At 60.7% G+C, this 23,005-nt stretch carries 15 protein-coding genes; 13 read left to right on the forward strand and 2 right to left on the reverse strand.

Annotated features, from left to right (window positions below; genetic code table 11):
- The first annotated feature begins 223 nt into the window (after nt 1-223).
- The 6 genes from recC to yfiB all read left to right on the forward strand — a co-directional run bounded on the left by recC (nt 224) and on the right by yfiB (nt 11,927).
- On the forward strand, nt 224-3,676 hold the full coding sequence (gene recC, locus L6D82_RS21820; RefSeq protein WP_236191588.1) for an exodeoxyribonuclease V subunit gamma: 3,453 nt from the start codon (nt 224-226) through the stop codon (nt 3,674-3,676).
- Nucleotides 3,673-7,362: an exodeoxyribonuclease V subunit beta gene (gene recB, locus L6D82_RS21825; protein WP_236191589.1), complete on the forward strand. Its 3,690-nt coding sequence runs from the start codon at nt 3,673-3,675 to the stop codon at nt 7,360-7,362. Before recC ends, recB begins: the two co-directional genes overlap by 4 nt.
- Nucleotides 7,359-9,467: an exodeoxyribonuclease V subunit alpha gene (recD, locus tag L6D82_RS21830; RefSeq protein WP_236191590.1), complete on the forward strand. Its 2,109-nt coding sequence runs from the start codon at nt 7,359-7,361 to the stop codon at nt 9,465-9,467. Before recB ends, recD begins: the two co-directional genes overlap by 4 nt.
- Nucleotides 9,468-9,586: 119 nt before the next feature.
- Entirely contained in the window at nt 9,587-10,162 is a 576-nt protein-coding gene (gene yfiR / locus L6D82_RS21835) for a regulatory sequestration protein YfiR (RefSeq protein ID WP_134021779.1), read from the forward strand.
- Nucleotides 10,159-11,427 (forward strand): diguanylate cyclase DgcN/YfiN, encoded by a 1,269-nt coding sequence (gene dgcN, locus L6D82_RS21840; RefSeq protein WP_236191592.1) that lies wholly within the window; start codon nt 10,159-10,161, stop codon nt 11,425-11,427. The genes yfiR and dgcN overlap by 4 nt, the downstream gene beginning before the upstream one ends.
- Nucleotides 11,427-11,927 carry an outer membrane lipoprotein YfiB gene (gene yfiB, locus L6D82_RS21845; RefSeq protein ID WP_170844893.1) on the forward strand — a complete coding sequence of 167 codons (501 nt, stop codon included), beginning with the start codon at nt 11,427-11,429 and terminating at the stop codon, nt 11,925-11,927. The genes dgcN and yfiB overlap by 1 nt, the downstream gene beginning before the upstream one ends.
- Here the strand turns inward: yfiB and L6D82_RS21850 are convergent.
- Nucleotides 11,924-12,871 carry a LysR family transcriptional regulator gene (locus L6D82_RS21850; protein ID WP_039772937.1) on the reverse strand — a complete coding sequence of 316 codons (948 nt, stop codon included), beginning with the start codon at nt 12,869-12,871 and terminating at the stop codon, nt 11,924-11,926. The genes yfiB and L6D82_RS21850 overlap by 4 nt on opposite strands.
- A gap of 149 nt (nt 12,872-13,020) precedes the next feature.
- On the opposite strand from L6D82_RS21850, the gene L6D82_RS21855 reads away from it, so the two are divergent.
- Nucleotides 13,021-14,547, forward strand: a complete 1,527-nt coding sequence (locus L6D82_RS21855) for a CoA-acylating methylmalonate-semialdehyde dehydrogenase (RefSeq protein ID WP_011332335.1) — start codon at nt 13,021-13,023, stop codon at nt 14,545-14,547.
- Nucleotides 14,548-14,556: 9 nt separating this feature from the next.
- Complete coding sequence (gene mmsB / locus L6D82_RS21860; RefSeq protein WP_236191594.1) at nt 14,557-15,444, forward strand: 3-hydroxyisobutyrate dehydrogenase; 888 nt, start codon at nt 14,557-14,559, stop codon at nt 15,442-15,444.
- Nucleotides 15,445-15,538: 94 nt separating this feature from the next.
- Here the strand turns inward: mmsB and L6D82_RS21865 are convergent, their stop codons facing one another.
- On the reverse strand, nt 15,539-15,883 hold the full coding sequence (locus L6D82_RS21865) for a cupin domain-containing protein (RefSeq protein ID WP_236191596.1): 345 nt from the start codon (nt 15,881-15,883) through the stop codon (nt 15,539-15,541).
- Between the two features lie 707 nt (nt 15,884-16,590).
- Between L6D82_RS21865 and L6D82_RS21870 the strand changes: the two genes are divergently transcribed.
- From L6D82_RS21870 to rfbA, 5 genes are read left to right on the forward strand one after another with little or no spacing between them, the layout of a single operon-like run.
- Nucleotides 16,591-17,421, forward strand: coding sequence for a DapH/DapD/GlmU-related protein (locus L6D82_RS21870; protein WP_236191597.1), 831 nt, complete (start codon nt 16,591-16,593; stop codon nt 17,419-17,421).
- Nucleotides 17,418-18,668, forward strand: coding sequence for a glycosyltransferase family 28 protein (locus tag L6D82_RS21875; protein ID WP_039772933.1), 1,251 nt, complete (start codon nt 17,418-17,420; stop codon nt 18,666-18,668). Before L6D82_RS21870 ends, L6D82_RS21875 begins: the two co-directional genes overlap by 4 nt.
- A gap of 22 nt (nt 18,669-18,690) precedes the next feature.
- Nucleotides 18,691-20,868, forward strand: coding sequence for a prenyltransferase/squalene oxidase repeat-containing protein (locus L6D82_RS21880; protein WP_236191598.1), 2,178 nt, complete (start codon nt 18,691-18,693; stop codon nt 20,866-20,868).
- A 54-nt stretch (nt 20,869-20,922) separates the two neighbouring features.
- Nucleotides 20,923-22,005: a dTDP-glucose 4,6-dehydratase gene (rfbB, locus tag L6D82_RS21885; protein WP_236191599.1), complete on the forward strand. Its 1,083-nt coding sequence runs from the start codon at nt 20,923-20,925 to the stop codon at nt 22,003-22,005.
- Between the two features lie 42 nt (nt 22,006-22,047).
- Nucleotides 22,048-22,971 (forward strand): glucose-1-phosphate thymidylyltransferase RfbA, encoded by a 924-nt coding sequence (gene rfbA / locus L6D82_RS21890; RefSeq protein ID WP_011332341.1) that lies wholly within the window; start codon nt 22,048-22,050, stop codon nt 22,969-22,971.
- Nucleotides 22,972-23,005 lie beyond the last annotated feature (34 nt).

Genomic DNA, 23,005 nt, shown 5'->3' on the forward strand with positions numbered 1-23,005 from the left:
AGAAGTGAAACGATGCATCGCCGATGGTAGTGTGGGGTTTCCCCATGTGAGAGTAGGTCATCGTCAAGATTAAATTCCGAAACCCCAATTGCGAAAGCAGTTGGGGTTTTGTTTTGCCCGCAGGAAAGTTCTTACAGCATTCTCAGCCGCCTTGCGGCTGTCGCCGCCGGCCGACAATGCTAAGGTTCAGCCCTAGCTTTTGTACTTTTCCAAGGAAGCCTTCATGCCGGACACCCAGTCCCTCAACGCTGCATTCATGGTCGTTCAGAGCAACAGCCTGGATGAACTGCGCAGCCTTGTGATCAGCATCATGCGGCGCTATCCACTGGCTCCCCTGGAGAACGAAATCGCGCTCGTACAGAGCAACGGCATCGCTCAATGGCTCAAGCTGGCACTGGCTGAGGACCCTGAAGAGGACGACTCCGGCGGCTGTGGTATCGCCGCCGCTATTGATGTGCAACTGCCGGGCAGTTTCATGTGGCAGCTTTACCGGATGGTTCTGGGACGAGAGGAAATTCCGGCAAAGTCGCTGCTCGACAAGGCACCGTTGACCTGGCGTCTGATGCGCCTGTTGCCACAGGTCATCACCCGTCCGCATTTCGAACCGCTACAACGCTTTCTCACCCATGACAGTGATCTGCGCAAACGCTACCAGTTGTCCGAACGTCTGGCAGACCTCTTCGACCAATACCAGGTTTACCGCGCTGATTGGCTTGAGGACTGGGCAGAGGGGCATCATCAACTCCGAAATGTAAGAGGTGAAGCGAAGCCGCTCTCGCCGACCAGTTGCTGGCAGGCAGAATTGTGGCGCGCTCTGCTGGACGATGTGGGCGAGCAAGGCATGGCCCAGAGTCGCGCGGGCGTGCACCAGCGGTTCATGGAGCGCATCAACAGTCTTGAACGCGCACCGACCGGACTTCCACAGCGAGTGATCGTTTTCGGAATTTCCTCGTTGCCCGCCCAGGTACTGGAAGCATTGGCCGGGTTGTCTCGTTTCAGCCAGGTTTTATTGTGCGTCCATAACCCCTGTCGTTATCACTGGGCCGATATCGTTGCCGACAAGGATCTCTTGCGTCATCAGTACAAGCGGCAGGCCCGAAAAAACGGCATGCCTGTGGTGCTGGATTCGGAATCGCTCCACCAACATGCTCACCCGCTCCTCGCAGCGTGGGGCAAGCAAGGTCGCGATTACATCAACCTACTCGACAGCCACGACGAGCCGGACAGCTATCGCGCAGCATTTCGCAACGGACGTATCGATCTGTTCAGCGAAAACCAGCCGAAGAACATGCTCAATCAGTTACAGGACGACATTCTGGAGCTGCGGCCGCTCAGCGAGACTCGAGCGCTCTGGCCGGCAGTCGATCTGACTCAAGACGATTCGATCCGCTTTCACATTGCCCATAGCGCCCAGCGCGAAGTGGAGATTCTTCACGACCAGCTCTTGGCCCGTTTCAGTGCCAACCGTCAATTACGCCCTCGCGATGTGATCGTGATGGTGCCTGACATTGATAGTTATGCGCCGCATATCCGCGCCGTATTTGGCCAACTGGATCGTCAGGATCCACGCTTCATTCCTTTCACCATGGCCGATCAGGGGCAGCGCGGACGGGATCCATTACTGATCGCTGTCGAGCATCTGCTCAAGCTGCCGGACAGTCGTTTCCCCGTCAGTGAAATTCTCGACCTGCTCGACGTTCCTGCGTTACGCGCCAGGTTTGGTGTGCAGGAGCGAGACTTGCCGACTCTGCATCGCTGGATCGAAGGTGCCGGCGTGCGTTGGGGCATCGATGCGGGGCAACGGGCAGAGCTGGGATTACCCGATGAGCTGGAGCAAAACAGTTGGCGTTTCGGCCTGCGTCGGATGTTGCTCGGTTATGCGGTCGGCAGTTCCGGAGCCTGTGGAGATATCGAGCCCTACGATGAAATCGGCGGTCTCGATGCCGCGTTGATCGGCCCGTTGGTAGCGTTGCTGGATGCACTGGAACTCTCGCATCAGCAACTGATGAAACCCGCGCAACCACAGGAATGGGGGCATCGGCTTCAGGCATTGATGCAACTGTTTTTCAAGCCCGAAGATGAGCATGACGACTACCTGCTGGCTCAACTCGAGGAGTTGCGCGAAACCTGGCTGGAAACCTGCGAGGCCGTCGGTCTGCTGGACGAGCTGCCACTGACCGTCGTCCGCGAGGCCTGGCTGGCGGGACTGGATCAGGGGCGTCTGTCGCAGCGCTTCCTGGCCGGTGCCGTGAACTTTTGCACACTGATGCCGATGCGCGCGATCCCGTTCAAGCTGGTTTGCCTGTTGGGAATGAACGATGGCGATTATCCACGCGCTCAACCGCCGCTGGACTTCGATCTCATGGGCAGCGACTACCGGCCGGGAGATCGATCCCGTCGGGAGGATGATCGCTATCTTCTGCTCGAAGCGCTCTTGTCCGCCCGTCATCAGCTTTACATCAGTTGGGTGGGCCGCAGCATTCGCGACAACAGCGAGCGGCCAGCCTCTGTGTTGATCGGCCAGTTGCGCGATCATCTCGCCAATGGATGGCGATCGGTCGACGACAACGAAGATCTTCTGATTGCCATGACTCAGGAGCATCCGTTGCAGCCATTCAGTTCGCGCTACTTCCATGAGGAAGACAAACTGTTCAGCTATGCCAGCGAATGGCAGGTGCTGCATCAACCTCACGAACAGAATGACATCGCAACAATGCTTGCCCCCCATGTTCAGGAGGAACCGTTGAGTCTGGAGCTGCTGCAGGACTTCCTGCGCAATCCGGTTCGACACTTTTTCACTCAGCGACTCAAGGTTTACTTTGAAGCGGCGCAGGTACCTCAGGCTGACGAGGAACCCTTTGTGCTGGATGCGTTGCAGCGATACATGCTCAGCGACAGCTTGCTCGGGGCAGCCTTGAGACACCCGGACAATGTTGATCAGGCGCTCGAGTCTCAAGCCCGACGCCTGCAGAACAGCGGACTGCTGCCCATGGCCGGGTTCGGTGAATGCCTTCAACGAGAGTTGATCGAGCCTTTGCCAGACTTGTTGCAACGATATCAACAGCTGTTGGCGTTATGGCCGACACCGCTAACCAACGCGCTACCGATCAATTTTGAATGGCAGGAACTGCGCCTTGAAGGATGGCTAGGCGGTTTGCACCGGCGCGCCGATGGCGGCGTACTGTCTGTCACAACAATCCCCAACAGCATAGGCTCGATCAAGAGCCGCAAATGGCATCGCATGACCAAGCCCTGGGTCAGCCATCTCGTCGCGTGCGCCAGTGGACTCTCCCTGACGACCGCACTGGTGGCCAGTGATGACACGCTCCTTCTTGAACCTCTTGAGCGGACTCGAGCGGGGCGAATTCTCGAGGATCTGCTGCTCGCCTGGCAGACGGGCATGTGCCAGCCACTTCCGGTCGCGGTGAAAACGGCTTTTGCATGGCTGGCCCAGACCGATCCGGTCAAGGCTGAAGCGGCTGCCCGTAAAGCCTATGAGGGCGATGGTCAGACCAGCGAAGGCGAGCGGCGTGAAAGTCCGGCTCTATCCCGACAATTCGTCGACTTCGATGCACTGCAGGCGGATGAAACATTCTCCGGTTGGTGTGATGCACTGTATCGCCCTTTGCTTGAGGCACCGTGGCGTTCATGGACCCAAGAGGAGGCAGGCGCATGAGCAACCAACAGCCGCTCGCCCTGGCATTCCCGTTAAGAGGCAGTCAACTAATCGAAGCCAGTGCGGGCACTGGCAAGACGTTCACCATTTCGGCGTTGTATCTGCGGTTGATCCTCGGCCACGGAGGCGAGGCGAGCGGTTTCGGTCGTGAGCTGTTGCCCCCGCAGATTCTCGTGGTGACCTTCACCGACGCGGCCACCAAAGAACTGCGCGAACGTATACGCACGCGTCTGGCCGAGGCCGCCCGTTTCTTTCGTGACGAGACGCCTCCCCCTGATACGCTGATCGATGAACTGCGTGCACAGTTCGATCCGCAACAATGGCCCGGTTGCGCGAACCGCCTGGATATCGCCGCGCAATGGATGGACGAAGCCGCCGTTTCGACGATCCACAGTTGGTGTCAGCGAATGTTGCGCGAGCATGCGTTCGACAGCGGCAGTCTGTTTACCCAGACCCTGGAAACCGATCACAGCGACCTGCTCGGCGAAGTGCTGCGCGATTATTGGCGGCTGTTCTGCTATCCGATGCAGGGCGATGCATTGAGCTGGGTCCGCAGTCACTGGGGAGGTCCGGCGGCCCTGTTACCGCGAGTGCGTGGGCTGTTTGGCACCGAGCGCGAAGCGGACTCTGACAAGACCCCCTCCGAGCTGATCGAAGAATGCCTGCAGGAACGCCGTGCGGCATTGGTGGAGTTGAAGGGACCATGGCGGCAGTGGGCCGATGAGTTGCTCGCGATCTGTCATCAGGGCGTCGCCAACAAAACCGTGGACGGGCGCAAGATGCAAGCCCGCTATTTCGAACCCTGGTTCGAAAAGCTCAAGGCCTGGGCCGAGGACGAGTCGTTCGAGCAACTGGATATCGGCACCGGGTTCGCCAGGCTCACGCCGGAGGGCATGGCTGAAGCCTGGAAGGGCGAGCCGCCGAGTCACCCGGGCCTGGATGCCATGCCTGTGCTCAAGTCGAGCCTCGACAATTTGCCGACGCCCGATGCGGCCGTGCTGCAGCATGCTGCCAAATGGGTCGGTGCCCGCTTTGAAGACGAGAAGCGCCGTCGAGCCGAAATGGGTTTCGACGACATGCTATTGCGTCTGGACTCGGCCTTGCAATCCGACGGTGGGGAGCGGCTCGCCACGCTCATCCGCGAGCAGTTCCCGGTCGCCCTGATCGATGAGTTCCAGGACACGGACCCGGTGCAGTACCGGATCTTCGAAAGCATCTATCGCATTGAAGAGAATAACCCCGAGACCGGGCTGTTCCTGATTGGCGACCCCAAGCAGGCGATCTATGCCTTCCGTGGCGCGGACATCTACACCTACCTGCGAGCCCGCCAGGCCACAACCGGACGCCTGCATACCCTGGGCACCAACTTCCGTTCCAGTCACGGGATGGTCAGTGCGGTCAACCATGTTTTCGAACGTGCCGAGTCCCGTGAGCAAGGGTGCGGAGCATTTCTGTTCCGAGAGAAAAGTGGCGATAACCCGGTGCCGTTCCAGCCTGTGGAGGCTCAGGGTCGTAAAGAACATTTGCAGGTATCCGGGCTGGACGTACCGGCGCTGAACATCTGGCATTTATCCACCGACAAACCACTGTCCGGGGCGGTTTATCGCCAGCAGTTGGCGGCGGCCTGCGCCAGTGAGATCACGACTCTGCTCAATGGCGGGCAAACCGGTCGTGCCGGGTTTGCGCAGGACGGCAAGGATTGGCGTGGGCTGCGGCCAGCGGACATTGCGATCCTGGTGCGCGATGGTAAAGAGGCGCAGGCGGTACGCGGTGAGCTTGCAGCGCGCGGAGTCCGCAGCGTTTATCTGTCGGACAAGGACTCGGTCTTTGCCGCACAGGAAGCCCATGACCTGTTGTCGTGGCTCAAGGCGTGCGCCGAGCCGGATGTCGAACGCTCCCTGAAAGCGGCGCTGGCGTGCATCACGCTGAACCTGCCGCTGGCTGAGCTGGAACGTCTGAATCAGGACGAGTTGCTCTGGGAAACCCGGGTCATGCAGTTCCGAGGTTATCGTGAGCTCTGGCGCAAGCAAGGGGTGCTGCCGATGTTGCGGCGCCTGCTGCACGACTTTCAACTGCCGCAGATGCTCATCGCCCGCAGTGATGGCGAGCGGGTGCTGACCAACCTGTTGCACCTGTCGGAGTTGTTGCAACAGGCCGCGTCGGAACTCGATGGCGAGCAGGCACTGATCCGTCATCTGGCCGAGCATCTGGCGCTGTCAGGGCAGGCAGGTGAAGAGCAGATCCTGCGTCTTGAAAGCGACGAACAACTGGTCAAGGTCGTGACCATTCACAAGTCCAAAGGGCTTGAATACCCGTTGGTGTTCCTGCCTTTCATCTGCTCGGCCAAACCCGTGGATGGCAGTCGATTGCCGCTGCATTACCACGATGAGTCCGGCAAGGCCCGCATCAGTCTGAAGCCCGACGCCGAACTGATCGCCCTGGCGGACAACGAGCGCCTGGCGGAGGATCTGCGTTTGCTCTACGTCGCGCTGACTCGCGCACAACATGCGTGCTGGCTCGGGGTGACGGATCTCAAACGCGGCAATCACAGCAGCTCGGTGCTGCATCTTTCTGCACTGGGCTATCTGTTGGGCGGTGGCGCAACGTTGGGTGAATCCAGCGGATTGGCCCGCTGGCTGGACGATCTGCAACAGGATTGTTCGGCGCTGAGCGTTGTTGAAATGCCGGCAGCCACCAGCGAGGAGTACCAGCCTCCGCGTAACGAAGCCACGCTACGTGCCACCCTTTTACCGAGCCGCAGGGCCAGCGAAAACTGGTGGATCGCATCGTACAGCGCCTTGCGCATCAGTGACGTGCTGAGCGTCGGCAATGACGAAGCTCCCGACAGTCCGCAAGCGCAAAAGCTGTTCGACGACGAACGCCTCGATCCTGAAGCTCCGCGCGAGATCATCGCCGGCGGAGCTGACATTCATCGCTTCCCTCGCGGACCGAATCCGGGAACGTTTCTTCACGGTTTGCTCGAGTGGGCGGGTGAGGAGGGCTTCGCGGTCACCCGCGAGTCGCTCGATGATGCGATCGCCCGGCGTTGCAATCGACGGGGTTGGGAGGGCTGGATCACCACCCTCGGCGACTGGTTGCAGCACTTGCTCAAACTGCCACTGCCTGCGGGCTTCGACCAACCGCCAGTGGTGCTTGAGCAATTGAAGCAATATCGGGTCGAGATGGAGTTCTGGTTCGCCAGCCACAAAGTCGACGTGCTCAAGCTCGACGAACAGGTGCGTCAATTCACTCACAACGGTGTGGCCCGGGTCGGCGCCGAAGCGGTGCAGCTCAATGGCATGTTCAAAGGCTTTATCGACCTGACGTTCGAGCACGAAGGTCGTTACTACGTGGCGGATTACAAATCCAACTGGCTGGGTGTCGATGACGCTGCGTACACCGAACGGGCCATGGAGCAGTCAATTCTCGACAACCGTTACGACCTGCAATACGTGTTGTACCTGTTGGCACTGCATCGTCAGCTCAAGGCGCGGCTTGCCGATTACGACTACGACCGGCATATCGGCGGCGCGTTGTATCTGTTCCTGCGCGGGACACGGGCCCCTGGCGGTGGCGTTTACTTCGCGCGACCACCAAGGGCGCTGATCGAGCGTCTGGACTTGATGTTCCAGGGCAAACCGCAACCCAAGGCCGAGCCCGCGTGGGAACAGGGAGTATTGCTATGAACCGGACATTCGCCGACCTGCTGCCAACGCCGCTGACCGCCGACAGCCTCGCGCAACTGACGCCCCTGACCCGTGCCGATGATCTGTTGCTGTTGCTGACCCAATGGGTCGAGCGTGGCTGGTTGCGGGCACTGGACAAGGCATTCGTGGCCTTTCTTCATGAGTTGGCACCCGATGTCGATCCGCTGGTGTTGCTCGCCGCCGCATTGACCAGTCACCAGCTCGGCCATGGTCATGTCTGTCTGGATCTGTTCGAAACCCTCAAGGCGCCGGATTTCGCTTTGTCCCTACCGCCAGAGGGGGATGCACAACCCGGCGTGTTGCTGCTGCCATCGCAACTGCTCGAAACCCTCGACGGAGCGCACTGGTGCAAGGTACTGGCCGGCAGTTCGCTGGTGGCACTGGCCGCCGACGAAAGTGCGTCGTCGCAGGAACGCCCGCTGGTGTTGTCCGGCAAGCGCTTGTACTTGCGGCGCTATTGGGCCTACGAGCGGCGTATCGACAGCGCATTGCGTCAGCGGCTCGCGGAGCAGGAAGCGACACCATCCGATCTTGCACGGCGGCTGGACGAGCTGTTCGATCCAGCGCAGCGTGCGGATGTCATCGACTGGCAGAAACTCGCCTGCGCCCTGGCCACCCGAAGTGCCTTCAGCATCATCACGGGCGGTCCAGGTACCGGCAAGACGACGACGGTGGTCCGTTTGCTGGCGTTGCTCCAGGCACCTGCGGTCGAGGCGCATCAACCATTGCGCATTCGGCTCGCGGCGCCTACCGGTAAAGCGGCGGCGCGGCTGACCGAGTCCATCAGTCAGCAGGTGCAATCGCTGAAGGTCGCTGACAGCGTTCGGGGAAAAATCCCGACCGAGGTGACCACGGTGCACCGCCTGCTCGGCAGTCGTCCCGGCACGCGGCACTTTCGCCACCATGCCGGTAACCGTCTGCCCCTGGACGTTCTGGTGGTCGATGAAGCGTCCATGATCGACCTGGAAATGATGGCCAACCTGCTCGATGCCTTGCCGCCTCATGCCCGATTGGTGTTGCTGGGCGACAAGGATCAACTGGCCTCTGTGGAGGCGGGGGCGGTGCTGGGAGATTTGTGCCGCGATGCCGAAGCCGGTTGGTACAGTCCGCAGACTCGCCAGTGGCTGGAACAGGTGAGCGGCGAATCCCTGCAGGACAGCGGCTTGCACGAAGGCTCTGACGGCTCGCATCCGCTGGCCCAGCAAGTGGTGATGTTGCGTCACTCGCGGCGTTTCGGCGAGGGCAGCGGCATCGGCCAACTGGCGCGGCGGGTGAATCAGCAACTCCCGGACGAGGCTCGGCAGTTGCTGGAAGCCAAGACTCATGGAGATGTGTTTTCGTTGCCGCTTCAGAACGAGCACGACCGGAAACTTGAGCACCTGGTGCTCGATGGACACGGCGAAGGCCCTCACGGTTATCGACATTATCTGAGCGTTTTGCGCGATCGACGTCCGGCGATGGGAACGCCGCTCGAACATTCAGGCTGGGTCGACTGGGCGCGTGACGTCCTGCGGGCCTTCGATACCTTCCAGTTGTTGTGCGCAGTGCGCAAAGGGCCGTGGGGTGTCGAGGGGCTGAACCAGCGCATCACCGACGCGTTACTCAAAGCGCGGCTGATCGAAAGCGATCAGCAATGGTACGAAGGCCGGCCGGTGCTGATGACCCGAAATGACTACGGTCTGGGGCTGATGAACGGTGACATCGGTATCGCCCTGAAATTGCCCGAGCGTGATGGCCCGGATGCCGGCAAGTCGGTGTTGCGAGTGGCGTTCCCGCGTAACGACGGGCGCGGCGGGGTGCGTTTCGTGCTGCCGAGCCGGCTCAACGATGTCGAGACCGTCTATGCGATGACCGTGCACAAGTCGCAGGGCTCGGAGTTTGCCCATACCGCGTTGATCCTGCCGGACGCCCTGAATCCCGTGTTGACCAAGGAGCTGATCTACACCGGAATTACCCGGGCCAAGGACTGGTTCACCTTGATCGAACCTCGGAGCGGCGTGTTTGAAGAAGCGGTGCAGCGCAAGGTGAAGCGCCTGAGTGGACTGATGCTGGAACTGGAAGAAGGGGCGCCGCATAAAGGATGAAGGTGCCTTCGATTGCCGCCGATAATTGACCGACCGGTCAGAGGTCGCTGTATCGCTGGTGTTCCAACCCTGTGCTATCGTTGCGGCATCATTTCGTAACGATCCAAGAGAATCCCTGCATGAAGGTGGCTGTCTGGGCGACAGAGCGCGTAGTTGGCTGCAAGCAGGCGTTGCTTGCCGGTGTGCTCTGTTTGCTCACGGGTGTGGCCGCTGCCCAGGCTCAACCCTCGACGGGCATGGCCGAACAGCGGGCCAAATCCGTCACCCAGGTTGTCCTCGGTATCCTCAGTTATGCGCGCTGGCCGGTGGAGCCGGCGCAGTTACGCCTGTGCATCGTCGGCCCGACCGAATACACCGATGACCTGGTCAAGGGCACGACGCAGGCCACGGGGCGTCCGGTCATCGTGCGTCGACTGTTGGCCGACAATCCGGCCATCGTCAGCGAGTGCGACGCAGTCTACATCGGTAAGCTTACGACCGACGAACGCAGCCGGCTGTTCGCGTCCCTGATCGGCCATCCGGTGCTGAGCATCAGCGAAGGCGGCGATCAATGCACGGTCGGCAGCCTTTTCTGCCTGCGGGTCGGCGATGAACAAGTGTCGTTCGAGGTCAATCTCGACTCCGTCGCCCGCAGCGGCGTGCGCATTCATCCCAGCGTGCTGCAGTTGTCGCGCCGCAAACCGGCGGTGCCATGAGACGCGACAAATCCACAGGGCGCCCGACCCTCGGCTCGGTCATCGGCCGTGGCAACCTGATTGTGGCGCTGGTCGCCGTGGCAATGGCCAGCGTGTCGCTGACGCTGCTTGGGGTGCTGGCGCTGCGGGTCTATGCCGATCACAACCTGCACTTGATCGCCCGCTCGATCAGTTACACCGTGGAAGCCGCCGTGGTGTTCAACGACAAGGTCGCCGCGACCGAAGCGCTGGCGTTGATCGCCTCGACCGAAGAAGTGGCCGATGCCCAGGTGCTGGACAATCAGGGCCAATTGCTCGCGCGCTGGCAGCGTCCGGAGAACGGCCTGATTTCCGAGCTGGAGATGCAGGTCGCGCGAGTGATTCTGGAAAAACCCATCAACCTGCCGATTCAGCATCAGGATCGCGAGATCGGGCGCATTTTGCTGATCGGCCACGGCGGCAGCCTGATGCGCTTTCTGTTGAGCGGTCTGGCGGGGATCATTCTCTGCACGGCGATCAGCGCCTGGGTCGCGCTGTACCTGGCGCAGCGTCAGTTGCGCAGGATCATCGGCCCGTTGCACAGCCTGGCGGCGGTGGCGCATGCGGCCCGCAGCGAGCGGGCACTGGATCGACGGGTGCCACGGGCGAAGATTGCCGAACTGGACAACCTCGGCAATGACTTCAATGCCTTGCTCGATGAACTCGAAGACTGGCAAACCCACCTGCAAAGCGAGAACGAAACCCTCGCCCACCAGGCCAGCCACGACAGTCTCACCGGATTGCCGAACCGGGCCTTTTTCGAAGGCCGCCTGATTCGTGCGCTACGCAGCGCCCACAAACTGAACGAGCGCGTGGCGGTGCTGTTTCTCGACAGCGACCGCTTCAAGGACATCAACGACAACTTCGGTCATGCCGCCGGTGACGCGGTGCTGGTGGCGGTGGCGAATCGGGTGCGGGCGCAGTTGCGTGAAGAGGATCTGGTGGCGCGTCTGGGCGGTGACGAGTTCGCCGTTCTGCTCACGCCCTTGCACAAGACCGAAGACGCCGAGCGCATTGCCGACAAGATCCTCGCCAGCATGGACACCCCGATTGCGCTGCCGGGCGACAGCAGTGTCGTGACGTCGCTCAGTATCGGCATCGCCGTTTACCCCGATCATGGCGTCACGCCCGGCACCTTGCTTGATGCGGCCGATGCCGCGATGTATCAAGCCAAGCGTTTGTCGCGCGGCGCCCAATCCACGGCCGGGTCGGAGCACCCGGTCGATCCCGTTCAAACCAGGAGCTGATGCCCGTGTTCTCACTTTCCTTTCGACTGTTTTCCACCCTGTTGCTGACGGCCATGCTGGCCCTGACCGGTTGCCAGACCGCCCCGCAAAAAGGCCTGACGCCAGCCCAGGTTGCGGTCCTCAAGCAGCAAGGCTTCGAGTTGACCGATGATGGCTGGGAGTTCGGCCTGTCGGGCAAAGTGCTGTTTGGCAGCGATGTCGAAAGCCTGAACCAGCAAAGTACCGAAATCGTCGAGCGTATCGGCAAGGCGTTGCTGGGTGTCGGCATCGAGCGGGTGCGGGTCGATGGCCACACCGATGCCTCGGGCAAGGAAACCTACAACCAGCAGCTGTCACTGCGCCGCGCGAAAAGCGTCGGTAAAGTGCTGACCTCGGTCGGCATGAAAGAAGAGAACATCCAGCTGCAAGGACTCGGCAGCCGCGAACCGGTCGCCTCGAACGACACCGCCGCCGGCCGCACCGAAAACCGCCGGGTGTCGATTGTGGTCAGCGCCGATTAATCGGCGAATTGCATTTCGCGGGTCTCACCCATCAACAGCGCCTGATTGCGCTCTGTCACCTCACGGATGTAATCCCACAACAGCGTGATCCGCTTGAGCTTGCGCAGATCCTCCCGGCAGTACATCCAGAACTGCCGGGTGATGTCGATTTCCTCCGGCAACACCGGCAGCAGGCGCGGATCCTGTGCCGCGAGGAAGCACGGCAGAATCGCCAGCGAGCGCCCCTGCTGCGCTGCGACGAACTGCGCAATCACGCTGGTGCTGCGCAGATTGGCGCTGGCGCCGGGCAACACGTTCGCCAGATACAGCAGCTCCGAGCTGAACGCCAGATCATCCACATAACTGATGAATTGATGCTTGCCCAGGTCGGCGGGGCGGCGGATCGGCGGGTGCTTGTCCAGGTATTCCTGGGTTGCGTAGAGCTGCAAGCGGTAGTCGCAGAGTTTGCAGCACACGTACGGCCCGTGTTCCGGGCGTTCGAGGGCGATGACGATGTCGGCCTCGCGTTTGGACAGGCTGATGAAGTGCGGCAGCGGCAGGATGTCCACCGAGATCGCCGGGTAGGCGTCGACGAAGTGGCTCAGTTGCGGGGTGATGAAGAAGCTGCCGAAACCTTCGGTGCAGCCCATGCGCACATGCCCGGACAGCGCGACGCCGGAGCCTGACACCTGCTCGCAGGCCATGTGCAGCGTGCTTTCAATCGACTCGGCGTAACTCAGCAGGCGCTGGCCTTCGGCAGTCAGTACGAAACCGCTGGTACGCGACTTTTCGAACAGCAAAGTGCCGAGCGCCGCTTCCAGCGAACTGATCCGCCGCGACACGGTGGTGTAGTCGACCGCCAGGCGTTTGGCCGCGGTGCTGGCCTTGCGGGTACGGGCGACTTCGAGGAAAAACTTGAGGTCGTCCCAGTTCAGCGAGCCTAAAGACGTGATGTTTTTTTGCATGATGGACGGGCTTATATGTGCGTTCTTATTAGAAGTTTGCACATCTATACTCCAAAAACAGTCCGACAACCAATTCGTGACACACGCCTCATCTCAAGGCGAACCTTTCGCCTTGGCTCCTAAGATAAAAACAAGTTCTGGAGACCAGCATGAACGCATCGCTTACGCCCAACGAAACCACGATCCAGAAGGTCAAGCTGCTGATCGACGGCGAGTGGGTCGAGTCGCAGACCACCGAGTGGCACGACATCGTCAACCCGGCGACCCAGCAGGTTCTGGCCAAGGTTCCGTTCGCCACCGCCGCTGAAGTCGACGCCGCCGTCAGCGCCGCACAGCGCGCCTTCCAGACCTGGAAACTGACCCCGATCGGCGCGCGCATGCGCATCATGCTCAAGCTGCAAGCGCTGATCCGCGAGCATTCCAAACGCATCGCCGTGGTGCTGAGCGCCGAGCAGGGCAAGACCATTGCCGATGCCGAAGGCGACATTTTCCGTGGCCTGGAAGTGGTCGAGCACGCCTGCTCCATCGGCAGCCTGCAAATGGGCGAGTTCGCCGAGAACGTGGCCGGCGGCGTCGACACCTACACCCTGCGCCAGCCGATCGGCGTTTGCGCCGGCATCACCCCGTTCAACTTTCCGGCAATGATTCCGCTGTGGATGTTCCCGATGGCCATTGCCTGCGGCAACACCTTCGTCCTCAAGCCGTCCGAACAGGATCCGCTGTCGACCATGCTGCTGGTGGAACTGGCCATCGAGGCCGGCATTCCGGCTGGCGTGCTCAACGTCGTCCATGGTGGCAAGGACGTGGTGGACGGCTTGTGCACCCACAAGGACATCAAGGCCGTTTCGTTCGTCGGTTCGACCGCCGTCGGCACCCACGTGTATGACCTGGCCGGTAAGCACGGCAAGCGCGTGCAATCGATGATGGGCGCGAAGAACCACGCGGTGGTGCTGCCGGATGCCAATCGTGAACAAGCGCTCAATGCGCTGGTCGGCGCCGGTTTCGGTGCGGCCGGTCAGCGTTGCATGGCCACCTCGGTGGTGGTGCTGGTGGGCGCGGCCAAACAGTGGCTGCCGGATCTGAAAGCGCTGGCGCAGAAACTCAAGGTCAACGCCGGCAACGAGCCGGGCACCGATGTCGGTCCGGTCATTTCGAAAAAGGCCAAGGCGCGGATTCTCGATCTGATCGAAAGCGGCATCAAGGAAGGCGCCAAACTCGAGCTGGACGGTCGCGACATCAGCGTGCCGGGCTACGAGAAAGGCAACTTTGTCGGCCCGACCCTGTTCTCCGGTGTCACCACTGACATGCAGATCTACACCCAGGAAATCTTCGGCCCGGTGCTGGTGGTGCTGGAAGTCGACACCCTCGATCAGGCCATCGCGCTGGTCAACGCCAACCCATTCGGCAACGGCACCGGCCTGTTCACCCAGAGCGGTGCGGCGGCGCGTAAGTTCCAGACTGAAATCGACGTCGGCCAGGTCGGCATCAACATCCCGATTCCGGTGCCGGTACCGTTCTTCAGCTTCACCGGTTCGCGCGGTTCGAAACTCGGCGACCTCGGCCCGTACGGCAAGCAAGTGGTGCAGTTCTACACCCAGACCAAAACGGTCACGGCGCGCTGGTTCGATGACGACAGCGTCAACGACGGCGTGAACACCACCATCAACCTGCGCTGAGGAATGGCCATGAAAATCGCATTTATCGGTCTGGGCAACATGGGCGCACCGATGGCGCGCAACCTGATCAAGGCCGGGCATTCGCTGAATCTGGTGGACCTGAACAAAACCGTGCTGGCGGAACTCGAGCAACTGGGCGGTACTATCCGCGCTTCGGCTCGCGAAGCCGCTGAAGATGCAGAACTGGTGATCACCATGCTACCCGCTGCCGTGCATGTACGCAGCGTCTGGCTCGGTGAAGACGGTGTTCTCGCTGGGATCGGTAAAGGCGTGCCGGCAGTGGATTGCAGCACCATCGACCCGCAGACTGCGCGCGATGTGGCGGCGGCGGCCGCCAAACAAGGCGTGGCCATGGCCGATGCACCGGTGTCCGGTGGTACTGGTGGCGCCACGGCCGGGACGCTGACCTTCATGGTCGGCGCCACCCCGGAACTGTTCGCAACCCTGCAACCGGTGCTGGCGCAGATGGGCCGCAACATCGTGCATTGCGGTGAGGTCGGCACCGGGCAGATCGCCAAGATCTGCAACAACCTGTTGCTCGCCATTTCGATGGTCGGCGTCAGCGAGGCAATGGCGCTGGGCGATGCGCTGGGCATCGACACCTCGGTGCTCGCCGGAATCATCAACAGCTCGACCGGGCGTTGCTGGAGTTCGGAAATGTACAACCCGTGGCCGGGGATCGTCGAAACGGCGCCGGCCTCTCGTGGTTACACCGGTGGCTTCGGCGCCGAGCTGATGCTCAAGGATCTGGGGCTGGCCACCGAAGCGGCGCGTCAGGCCCGTCAGCCGGTGGTGCTGGGCGCGGTGGCGCAGCAGTTGTATCAGGCGATGAGTCAGCGCGGGGAAGGGGGTAAGGACTTCTCGGCGATCATCAACAGCTATCGCAAGCCGCAGTAATCGTCGTCAGGCCTGCGCTCGTCGCAGGTCTGCAATTCAGATGCAGTAGGTGTTGCCGGGAAATCACGTCGGGTGGTTTCCCGGCTTTTTTGTATCAGGCGAACACGAAATATTTGCGCACGGTTTCGACCACTTCCCAGGTGCCCTTCATGCCTGGCTCGACCACGAAGATGTCGCCGGCGCGCAGGTGAATCGGCTCCATGCCGTCCGGGGTAATCACGCAGTAGCCTTCCTGGAAATGGCAGTACTCCCACTTCACGTAATCCACTCGCCACTTGCCCGGTGTGCAGATCCAGGTGCCCATGATCTTGCTGCCGTCTTCGCTGGTGTAGGCGTTGAGGTTGACGGTGTGCGGGTCGCCATCGAGCTTTTCCCATTTGCAGGCGTCGAGTACGGGCAGGGGATGGGTGTCGCGCAGAACGGTGATAGGTGCGGGCATGACGGCTCCAGGCCAGAGGGAAATAGAGCCGTCACCGTAGCGTTCGTGGGGGCTGTCGAAGTGTCTGGGGTCGACCTCCAGATGTCTGTAAGCGCTGGAGCAAATCTGCACTCCTCCCTGATTTGCACCAGCGCCGTGCATATAAGGAGGTTTTGGTACAAGCGTGCACCATAAAAGTTCAATCAATTTTTAGACTAAAACGAGATAACCATTCTGACACCTATTGCAAAACAAAATCGTCTGTACTATAACATTCGTACTAAAGAACTATTCCTCCAAAGGGAGCTTAACCTGAGTCACGGACAGACTTGAATCGGCTTTTTCTCATCTCGAAACTGACTTGGCTTTTGGCTCAAGTGTGAACTTCTACCTGTTGTTAATGAATAATGACAGTTGAATGAACCGGACAGTTAATAAGCGGCGCGGACGCAATGTCTCGCGTGCTTTGAGTAGAAGCCTTAAATAAACAGTTAATTATTATTTGTGCACTGGCGGATTTATATCTGCGGGATACGCACGCCTATCGAATTTTTATGTGCCCGGCATCAATGGAATGAGGCTTTATTGTGGACGACATAAACGTAATTGAAGTTTCGACAATTGTTGATAGTGCGAGTGAACTTGGTCGGCACGTCTGGGTGCGTGTCGGCAGTCGCCTGACAAATGTGCAGATAAGCGATGACTGCTTCATCGGCTTCAGGTGCGATTTGCAGCACGCGTCCATCGGTAAATCCAGCATGTTCGCCACCGGTGCCCAATGCCTGGGGACGGCGCAGTCGCCGGTTCGGATTGCCGAAAACGTCTGGCTGGGCGCCAAGTCCACCGTGGCTGCCGGTGTCTCCATCGGTGCCGGGGCCGTGGTGGCGGCTGGCGCGTTGGTGACAGCGGATGTGCCGCCGGATGCGATCGTCGTCGGCCGCCCGGCGCGGGTCATTGCCTGGCGCACCGTGGTCGAGGACGGCCGACCGAGCCCGGAACCGGTGCTGGCCAAAGTCCGGGAGCGGGCGCGCCAGGGCTTGCCGTCGATGCTCGATCGGTCCACGCAGTCGGTCGCGCGGCTCAAGTCGCTGAACCCCGACACCCAGACCTGGGACATCAGCGACGAGGCCCTGATCGATGCCGAATTGCGCGGCGGGGCGTTGGTGGAAATCGCCCGGGACTGCATCCTGATCGGGCGCAGCAGCCGTCAGGGCGGCATGTCGCAACTGGGCGGCATCGAACTGGGCACCGGCGCGCGACTGGCTGCCGGTGTGGTTATCGAGGCGGCCGGCGGTGTATCCGTCGGTGCCTTCAGCGAGTTGTCCGAGGGGGCCACGATCGTGGCCTCCACCCATGATCATTCATTTCGCTCACTGCCTTGGGAGGAGGCACCGGTGCGCATTGGAAGTCGTTGCGTTATTGGCGAGGGCGCCATCTTGGTAGGTCCACTGAATATTGGTGACGGTGCCGTTATCAAACCGTATTCGGTGGTTATAAGGGATGTATTGGAAAACACTGTGGTTCATGGCGTTGTTCAACTAATGGAGATTCAAGAATGATTTTATTTGCCCCCAATCCAACCGGTTCCGGTCACAACATGCGCGCGCTGTCCATCGCTCAGGCGATCAAGAAACAGCGTCCGGACATGCCACTGACTGTGGCACTGGCTTCCTTGCAGCCAACCTTCACGCCGATGTTCGAAAAGTCTGGCGTAGAAGTTGTGGATATTGCCGGACGTTTGGTCGATTACTCGAAAAAGAGCAACTTGTCGAAAGAACTCGACTGGAATAATTACATCGGCGGATATATCGCCAATACCTTCTTGTCCGGCGAGCGGATTCTGTCTTACCTGGCCCTGATCGCCGAGTACAAACCGACCGCTCTGGTGTCGGACTACAACATGGCCGCCTGCCTGGCCGCGATTTTCAGCGGTACGCCGCTGGTGTTCGTCACCGAGCGCTACGACTTCACCCTGTGCCAGCTCGAAGACCATGATCTGGCCGACGGCGGTTTCGAAGTCAACGCGCTGGAAATGGCCCGGGCCCGCACCGCGCTGCACAGCCAGTTCAACTGGATGATCAATCAGAGCCAACTGGTGCTGACCGACAAACCGTACGTGGCTTCCCTCGATCAGGGCACGCCGGTGGCCGAAGCGCTGGTCAGTGGCAAGGCGCATTTTGTCGGCCCGATGATCCGCGACATCAATGTGCAGACCGGCTTGAACGTGCGCGAGCAACTGAACCTCGGCGACTCGCCGTTCATTGTGGCTTCGATCAGCGGCACCACAATGTTTGCCCAGAACAAGGATGCGCTGCTCGCTGCGTATCTGGACAGCTTCAAGATCCTGCGCGAGCGCAATCCGGAACTGAAACTGGTGTTGCTCGGCCGTCAGGATATCCAGGCTCAGGACGGCGTCGTCTGCGTGCCGTACTACCCGGACTGGATGGGCCTGCTGCGTGAAGCCAGCCTGCTGATTTCGGCGCCGGGCTGGATCACCGTAACGGAAATCGCCGCACTCCAGATTCCGACGCTGTTCGTGCTGCCGTCCAAATCCGAGTACCACGAACTCGAGGCGCTGCGCCGTCTGGAGCTGCTGGGTTTCCCGACGCATCTGGGCCACGACCGCGATGCGATCGTCGAGCTGATCCAGGGCGAGCTGGAAAAAGACACCGATGCTTCGGCCTACTACGCGCCGCATCAGCAAGTCGCCGCGCCGGATGGCGAAGGTGCCGCCCGCGCCGCGACGCGCATCATCGAGTTGTGCCAGGGCAGCGTTGTGTCGCTGACCGAAAGCAAAGCCGCTTAACCTCAAGGAAGAGGGATTCACCATGTCACTGCATCCGCAGTTTCTATTTGATCAAGGCCTCAAGGACATCGAGCACGGCGGCTTTTTCGCCGTGACCGATGCCAGTGGCGAGGTTGCGATTTCCAGCGACAAGCAGTTGCAGGATCAGGTCGCGGCGACGCTCTACCAGGCCGAGCACGGCGACGATGTCGAACTGCGTTTTGCCCATGACGGGCTGATGCGTTTGCATGATGCTTCGAATGGCGGTTTCCACGAACTGGCCGACCGCTACTGGACGCCGCACGGCTCCGGACGTTGCCGCACGCTGGCGCTGCAACTGGACGCACTGGCGGCATTGATTGCCTATCAACGGAGGGTGCCGCAGGACGCAGCAAACAATGCCGCGATCCACGGCCTGCTGGAAAAGGTCGAAGCGCTCTACGCCCGTTCCACGCTCGCCGGTCTGTACAGCAGCGACTGGTCGACGCCGCTGGAGCTCGCGACCTCGATCGATCTCGACATCAGCGCCACGGCCTTGCTGGCGCGTATCGACAATCAGCCGTTGGGTCTCGGCTTGGTCGGGCACTTGCAGATTCATGCAGAAAACCTGATCGGCCGGGTGGCCGGCAGCGACAGCCAATCCTGTGTCGATGTGGCGCTGACCCGTTGCGGTGTGCGGGCTCAGGTAAGCCTGGTGCTGGCGCAACTGGCTGATACGCGGGACGACAATGCGCTGTCGAATCTGGCCCGTTCGTTCCTGCTGCAAACCCTGGCGCTGTTCCGCGATCCGGCGTACGGCGGGTATTGGGATCGGGTCGGGATCAACGGCAAAGTGCGTTGCGACTGGCACACTTCGTACAAACATCACGAGTCGCCATTTCCGATCAAGACTGCCTACGACGTGGCGTTGCTGTTGCAGGCGATTCAAGCCTTGCCGTCCGGCGCGAGCGAAGCCGACCGGGCTTCGGTGACGGCAGCGTTGCTGGAGTTTCACGACGCCCGCAATGGCGGGCTGTTCATGGGCAAGGGCTATTTCTGGTCGACGCCGGATGACCCGACCGTGCCATTCATTCGGCAGTTCTGGGCGCCGCCGCGTCAGCCGGGGATCTTCAGCATCGGCAACCTGACGTACCTGCCGTTGCACCTGAAAAGCCTGAAAACCCAGCTCGCCGCCGCCCACGCCTTGCAGTCCATCGAACCGGCCGCTGCCGTCACTCATCATGACGATGCGGCGTTGGTAAACCGTGAGCTGCAAGTGATCGATGGCGGTGGTGATGTGCAGCGCATTCATCCGAATGGCGTGCCGACCATCAATGTCGATCTGCAGCGTTATCTGGCTTGGCTGGCCAAGGCTCGGGCATCGAATGAAACGCCTTACGGGCTGACTGCCGAAACCGCGCCACTGGGGTTCCGTGCCGACAAGACCTGGCAGGTATTCTCCGGGTTGCACGTGATCTCGGACTTGCATGCGCTGGGTCTGCAAATCGAAAACAAGGCCAGCCTGATCGATTGCATCAGGGCTTCACAAAACACCGACGGTGGATTTGCCGAGCAACCGGGGCATCTGAGCGATGTGTTCGCGACCTACTGCGCGGTGCTGTCGCTGCGAGTGCTGGGCGCGTTGCCGAACGATATCGGCGGTTGCGTGCGTTACCTGCAAGCGTGTCAGAACCCCGATGGCGGGTTCGGCGATGTGCCGGGTTTCGGCTCCGACATCTGGCACACCAACCTGGCGGTGCTGTCGCTGCATGCCCTTGAAGCCAAGGCGCCGGACGAGCAGGGTGTGATGGCGTTTGCCTTGCGCTGCCGCTCGGTCGATGGCGGTTTCGCCAACAAGCCGGGTTACCCGCCGGATGCGTTTTCGGTGTACCGCGTGGTGTCGACGCTATTCATTCTCAACCGACGCATCGTCGATGCCGAACAGACCATCGCCTGGCTGCAAAAGCTGCAACTGGCCAACGGCTCGTTCCACTACCGGCCGGGCAAAGCGGTCAGCCTGGTGGGCACTTACATGGCCATCGCGGCGATGTATCTGCTCGACGCGCAGCCGACGTATTTGCAGGAATCGAAAGACTGGATCGCTGCCCATCAGAAGCAGGACGGTGGTTTCGGCCCGCTCAACGCAACCTCGGCAACCACTGACGAAAGCTTCGTCTGCATCCAGACACTGCTGATTCTCGAACAAGGGCTGTCGCCATACTGGGTTGCGTTGTTGAACTGACCCGCACACAGCATCGAAGGACGTTAAGTCATCATTTTGCCAGGGGAGGCGCTGATGAAAATTTTAGTGACAGGGGGCGCGGGCTTCATTGGCTCGGCCGTGGTGCGGTTTCTGATTGAAGAGACCGAATGTGAAGTGATCAACGTCGACAAACTGACCTACGCCGGCAACCTTGAATCGCTGGCCGATGTGTCCGATTCGCCGCGTTACCGTTTCTGCCAGGTCGACATCTGCGACAAGCCGGCGCTGGACGAACTGTTCGCGCGCCTGCAACCGGATGCGGTGATGCACCTGGCCGCCGAGTCCCACGTGGACCGCTCGATCGATGGCCCGCAAGCCTTCATCGAAACCAACATCGTCGGCACCTACACGATGCTCGAAGCGGCGCGTGGTTACTGGAACCGACTGGACGCGGCGCGTCAGGCGGCGTTCCGTTTCCATCACATTTCCACCGATGAAGTGTACGGCGACCTGGAACCCGAAGATCCGGCATTTACCGAGCGCACGCCGTATGCGCCGAGTTCGCCGTACTCGGCAACCAAGGCCGGTTCCGATCATCTGGTTCGCGCCTGGCATCGCACCTTTGGCCTGCCGGTGGTCATGAGTAACTGCTCGAACAATTACGGGCCGTATCACTTCCCGGAAAAACTGATTCCTCACGTCATCCTCAATGCGCTGCAAGGCAAGCTGCTGCCGGTGTATGGCGATGGCGCGCAGATTCGCGACTGGCTGTTCGTCGAAGATCACGCCCGCGCACTGTATGCGGTGGTTACGCGCGGTGAGGTCGGGCAGACCTACAACATCGGCGGCCACAACGAGAAGACCAACCTGGAAGTGGTGCACACCCTGTGCGATCTGCTCGAAGCACGCGGTGCGGAAAAACCGGCGGGCGTCGCGCACTTCCGCGACCTGATCACCTTCGTCAAGGATCGTCCGGGCCACGACAAACGCTACGCCGTCGATGCCGGAAAAATTCACGCGACGCTGGGCTGGACGCCGCAGGAAACCTTCGAAAGCGGCATGCAGAAAACCGTCGACTGGTATCTGGATAACCGCGCCTGGTGGGTGCGGGTGATGTCCGGTGCCTACGCGCTGGAGCGCCTCGGCGAGCAAAGCGACAAAGCCCTTGTGGCCTGAACGTTCAGTCATTCAAATCTCACTGCTTGAAAGGAAAAAAGCATGGCCAAGTACAAAGGAATTCTGCTGGCGGGCGGCGCCGGTTCGCGTCTGCACCCGATCACCCTGGGCGTCTCGAAACAGTCGCTGCCGGTGTATGACAAACCGATGATCTATTACCCGCTGTCGGTGCTGATGCTGGCGGAAATCCGCGAGATCCTGATCATCTCCACCCCGGAAGATCTGCCGGGTTTCCAGCGCATGCTCGGCGACGGCAGTCAGTTGGGCCTGAGCTTGAGTTACGCGGTGCAACCGAGTCCGGACGGCCTCGCTCAGGCGTTCATCATCGGTCGTGAATTCGTCGGTGAAGACAACGTCTGCCTGGTGCTCGGTGACAACATTTTCTACGGCGCCGGCTTCGGTGAAACCCTGCTGCAAGCGGCGGCGCGTGATGAAGGCGCGACAGTGTTCGGCTATTACGTGGCCGATCCCGAGCGCTTTGGCGTGGTGGAATTCGATGCTGCCGGCAAGGCCTTGAGCATCTGCGAAAAACCGAGCGATCCAAAGTCCAACTACGCCGTCACCGGCCTGTATTTCTACGACAACGAAGTGCTGCAGATTGCCGCCGACATCAAGCCGTCGCCGCGCGGCGAGCTGGAGATCACCGACGTCAACAACGTCTACCTGCAACGCGGCAAATTGAATGTGTCGGTGATGGGCCGTGGCATGGCCTGGCTCGACACCGGCACTCACGACGCGTTGATGGAAGCGGGCAATTTCGTCCAGGCCATCGAGAAACGCCAGGGCCTGAAAATCGCCTGCCTCGAAGAGATCGCCTACCACAAGGGCTGGATCGACGACGCGCAATTGCTGGTGCATGCGGGCAGCATGAGCAAGACCGGTTACGGTCAGTACCTGGCGCGTTTGATCCACGATGATGTGGTGGTGGCGATGGATGCGCAGCGCCCGTTGAAAGGCGCTGCCTGATCAAGTGTGGGAGCGAGCCTGCTCGCTCCCACAG

This window comes from Pseudomonas paraglycinae (genome assembly GCF_021601625.1).
GTDB lineage: Bacteria > Pseudomonadota > Gammaproteobacteria > Pseudomonadales > Pseudomonadaceae > Aquipseudomonas > Aquipseudomonas paraglycinae.

What these genes read in the sequence shown, in the direction of transcription:
- recC (WP_236191588.1), top strand. Translation starts at nt 224, where the DNA reads ATGCCGGACACCCAGTCCCTCAACGCTGCATTCATGGTCGTTCAGAGC.
- recB (WP_236191589.1), top strand. Translation starts at nt 3,673, where the DNA reads ATGAGCAACCAACAGCCGCTCGCCCTGGCATTCCCGTTAAGAGGCAGT.
- recD (WP_236191590.1), top strand. Translation starts at nt 7,359, where the DNA reads ATGAACCGGACATTCGCCGACCTGCTGCCAACGCCGCTGACCGCCGAC.
- yfiR (WP_134021779.1), top strand. Translation starts at nt 9,587, where the DNA reads ATGAAGGTGGCTGTCTGGGCGACAGAGCGCGTAGTTGGCTGCAAGCAG.
- dgcN (WP_236191592.1), top strand. Translation starts at nt 10,159, where the DNA reads ATGAGACGCGACAAATCCACAGGGCGCCCGACCCTCGGCTCGGTCATC.
- yfiB (WP_170844893.1), top strand. Translation starts at nt 11,427, where the DNA reads ATGCCCGTGTTCTCACTTTCCTTTCGACTGTTTTCCACCCTGTTGCTG.
- L6D82_RS21850 (WP_039772937.1), bottom strand. Translation starts at nt 12,871, where the DNA reads ATGCAAAAAAACATCACGTCTTTAGGCTCGCTGAACTGGGACGACCTC.
- L6D82_RS21855 (WP_011332335.1), top strand. Translation starts at nt 13,021, where the DNA reads ATGAACGCATCGCTTACGCCCAACGAAACCACGATCCAGAAGGTCAAG.
- mmsB (WP_236191594.1), top strand. Translation starts at nt 14,557, where the DNA reads ATGAAAATCGCATTTATCGGTCTGGGCAACATGGGCGCACCGATGGCG.
- L6D82_RS21865 (WP_236191596.1), bottom strand. Translation starts at nt 15,883, where the DNA reads ATGCCCGCACCTATCACCGTTCTGCGCGACACCCATCCCCTGCCCGTA.
- L6D82_RS21875 (WP_039772933.1), top strand. Translation starts at nt 17,418, where the DNA reads ATGATTTTATTTGCCCCCAATCCAACCGGTTCCGGTCACAACATGCGC.
- L6D82_RS21880 (WP_236191598.1), top strand. Translation starts at nt 18,691, where the DNA reads ATGTCACTGCATCCGCAGTTTCTATTTGATCAAGGCCTCAAGGACATC.
- rfbB (WP_236191599.1), top strand. Translation starts at nt 20,923, where the DNA reads ATGAAAATTTTAGTGACAGGGGGCGCGGGCTTCATTGGCTCGGCCGTG.
- rfbA (WP_011332341.1), top strand. Translation starts at nt 22,048, where the DNA reads ATGGCCAAGTACAAAGGAATTCTGCTGGCGGGCGGCGCCGGTTCGCGT.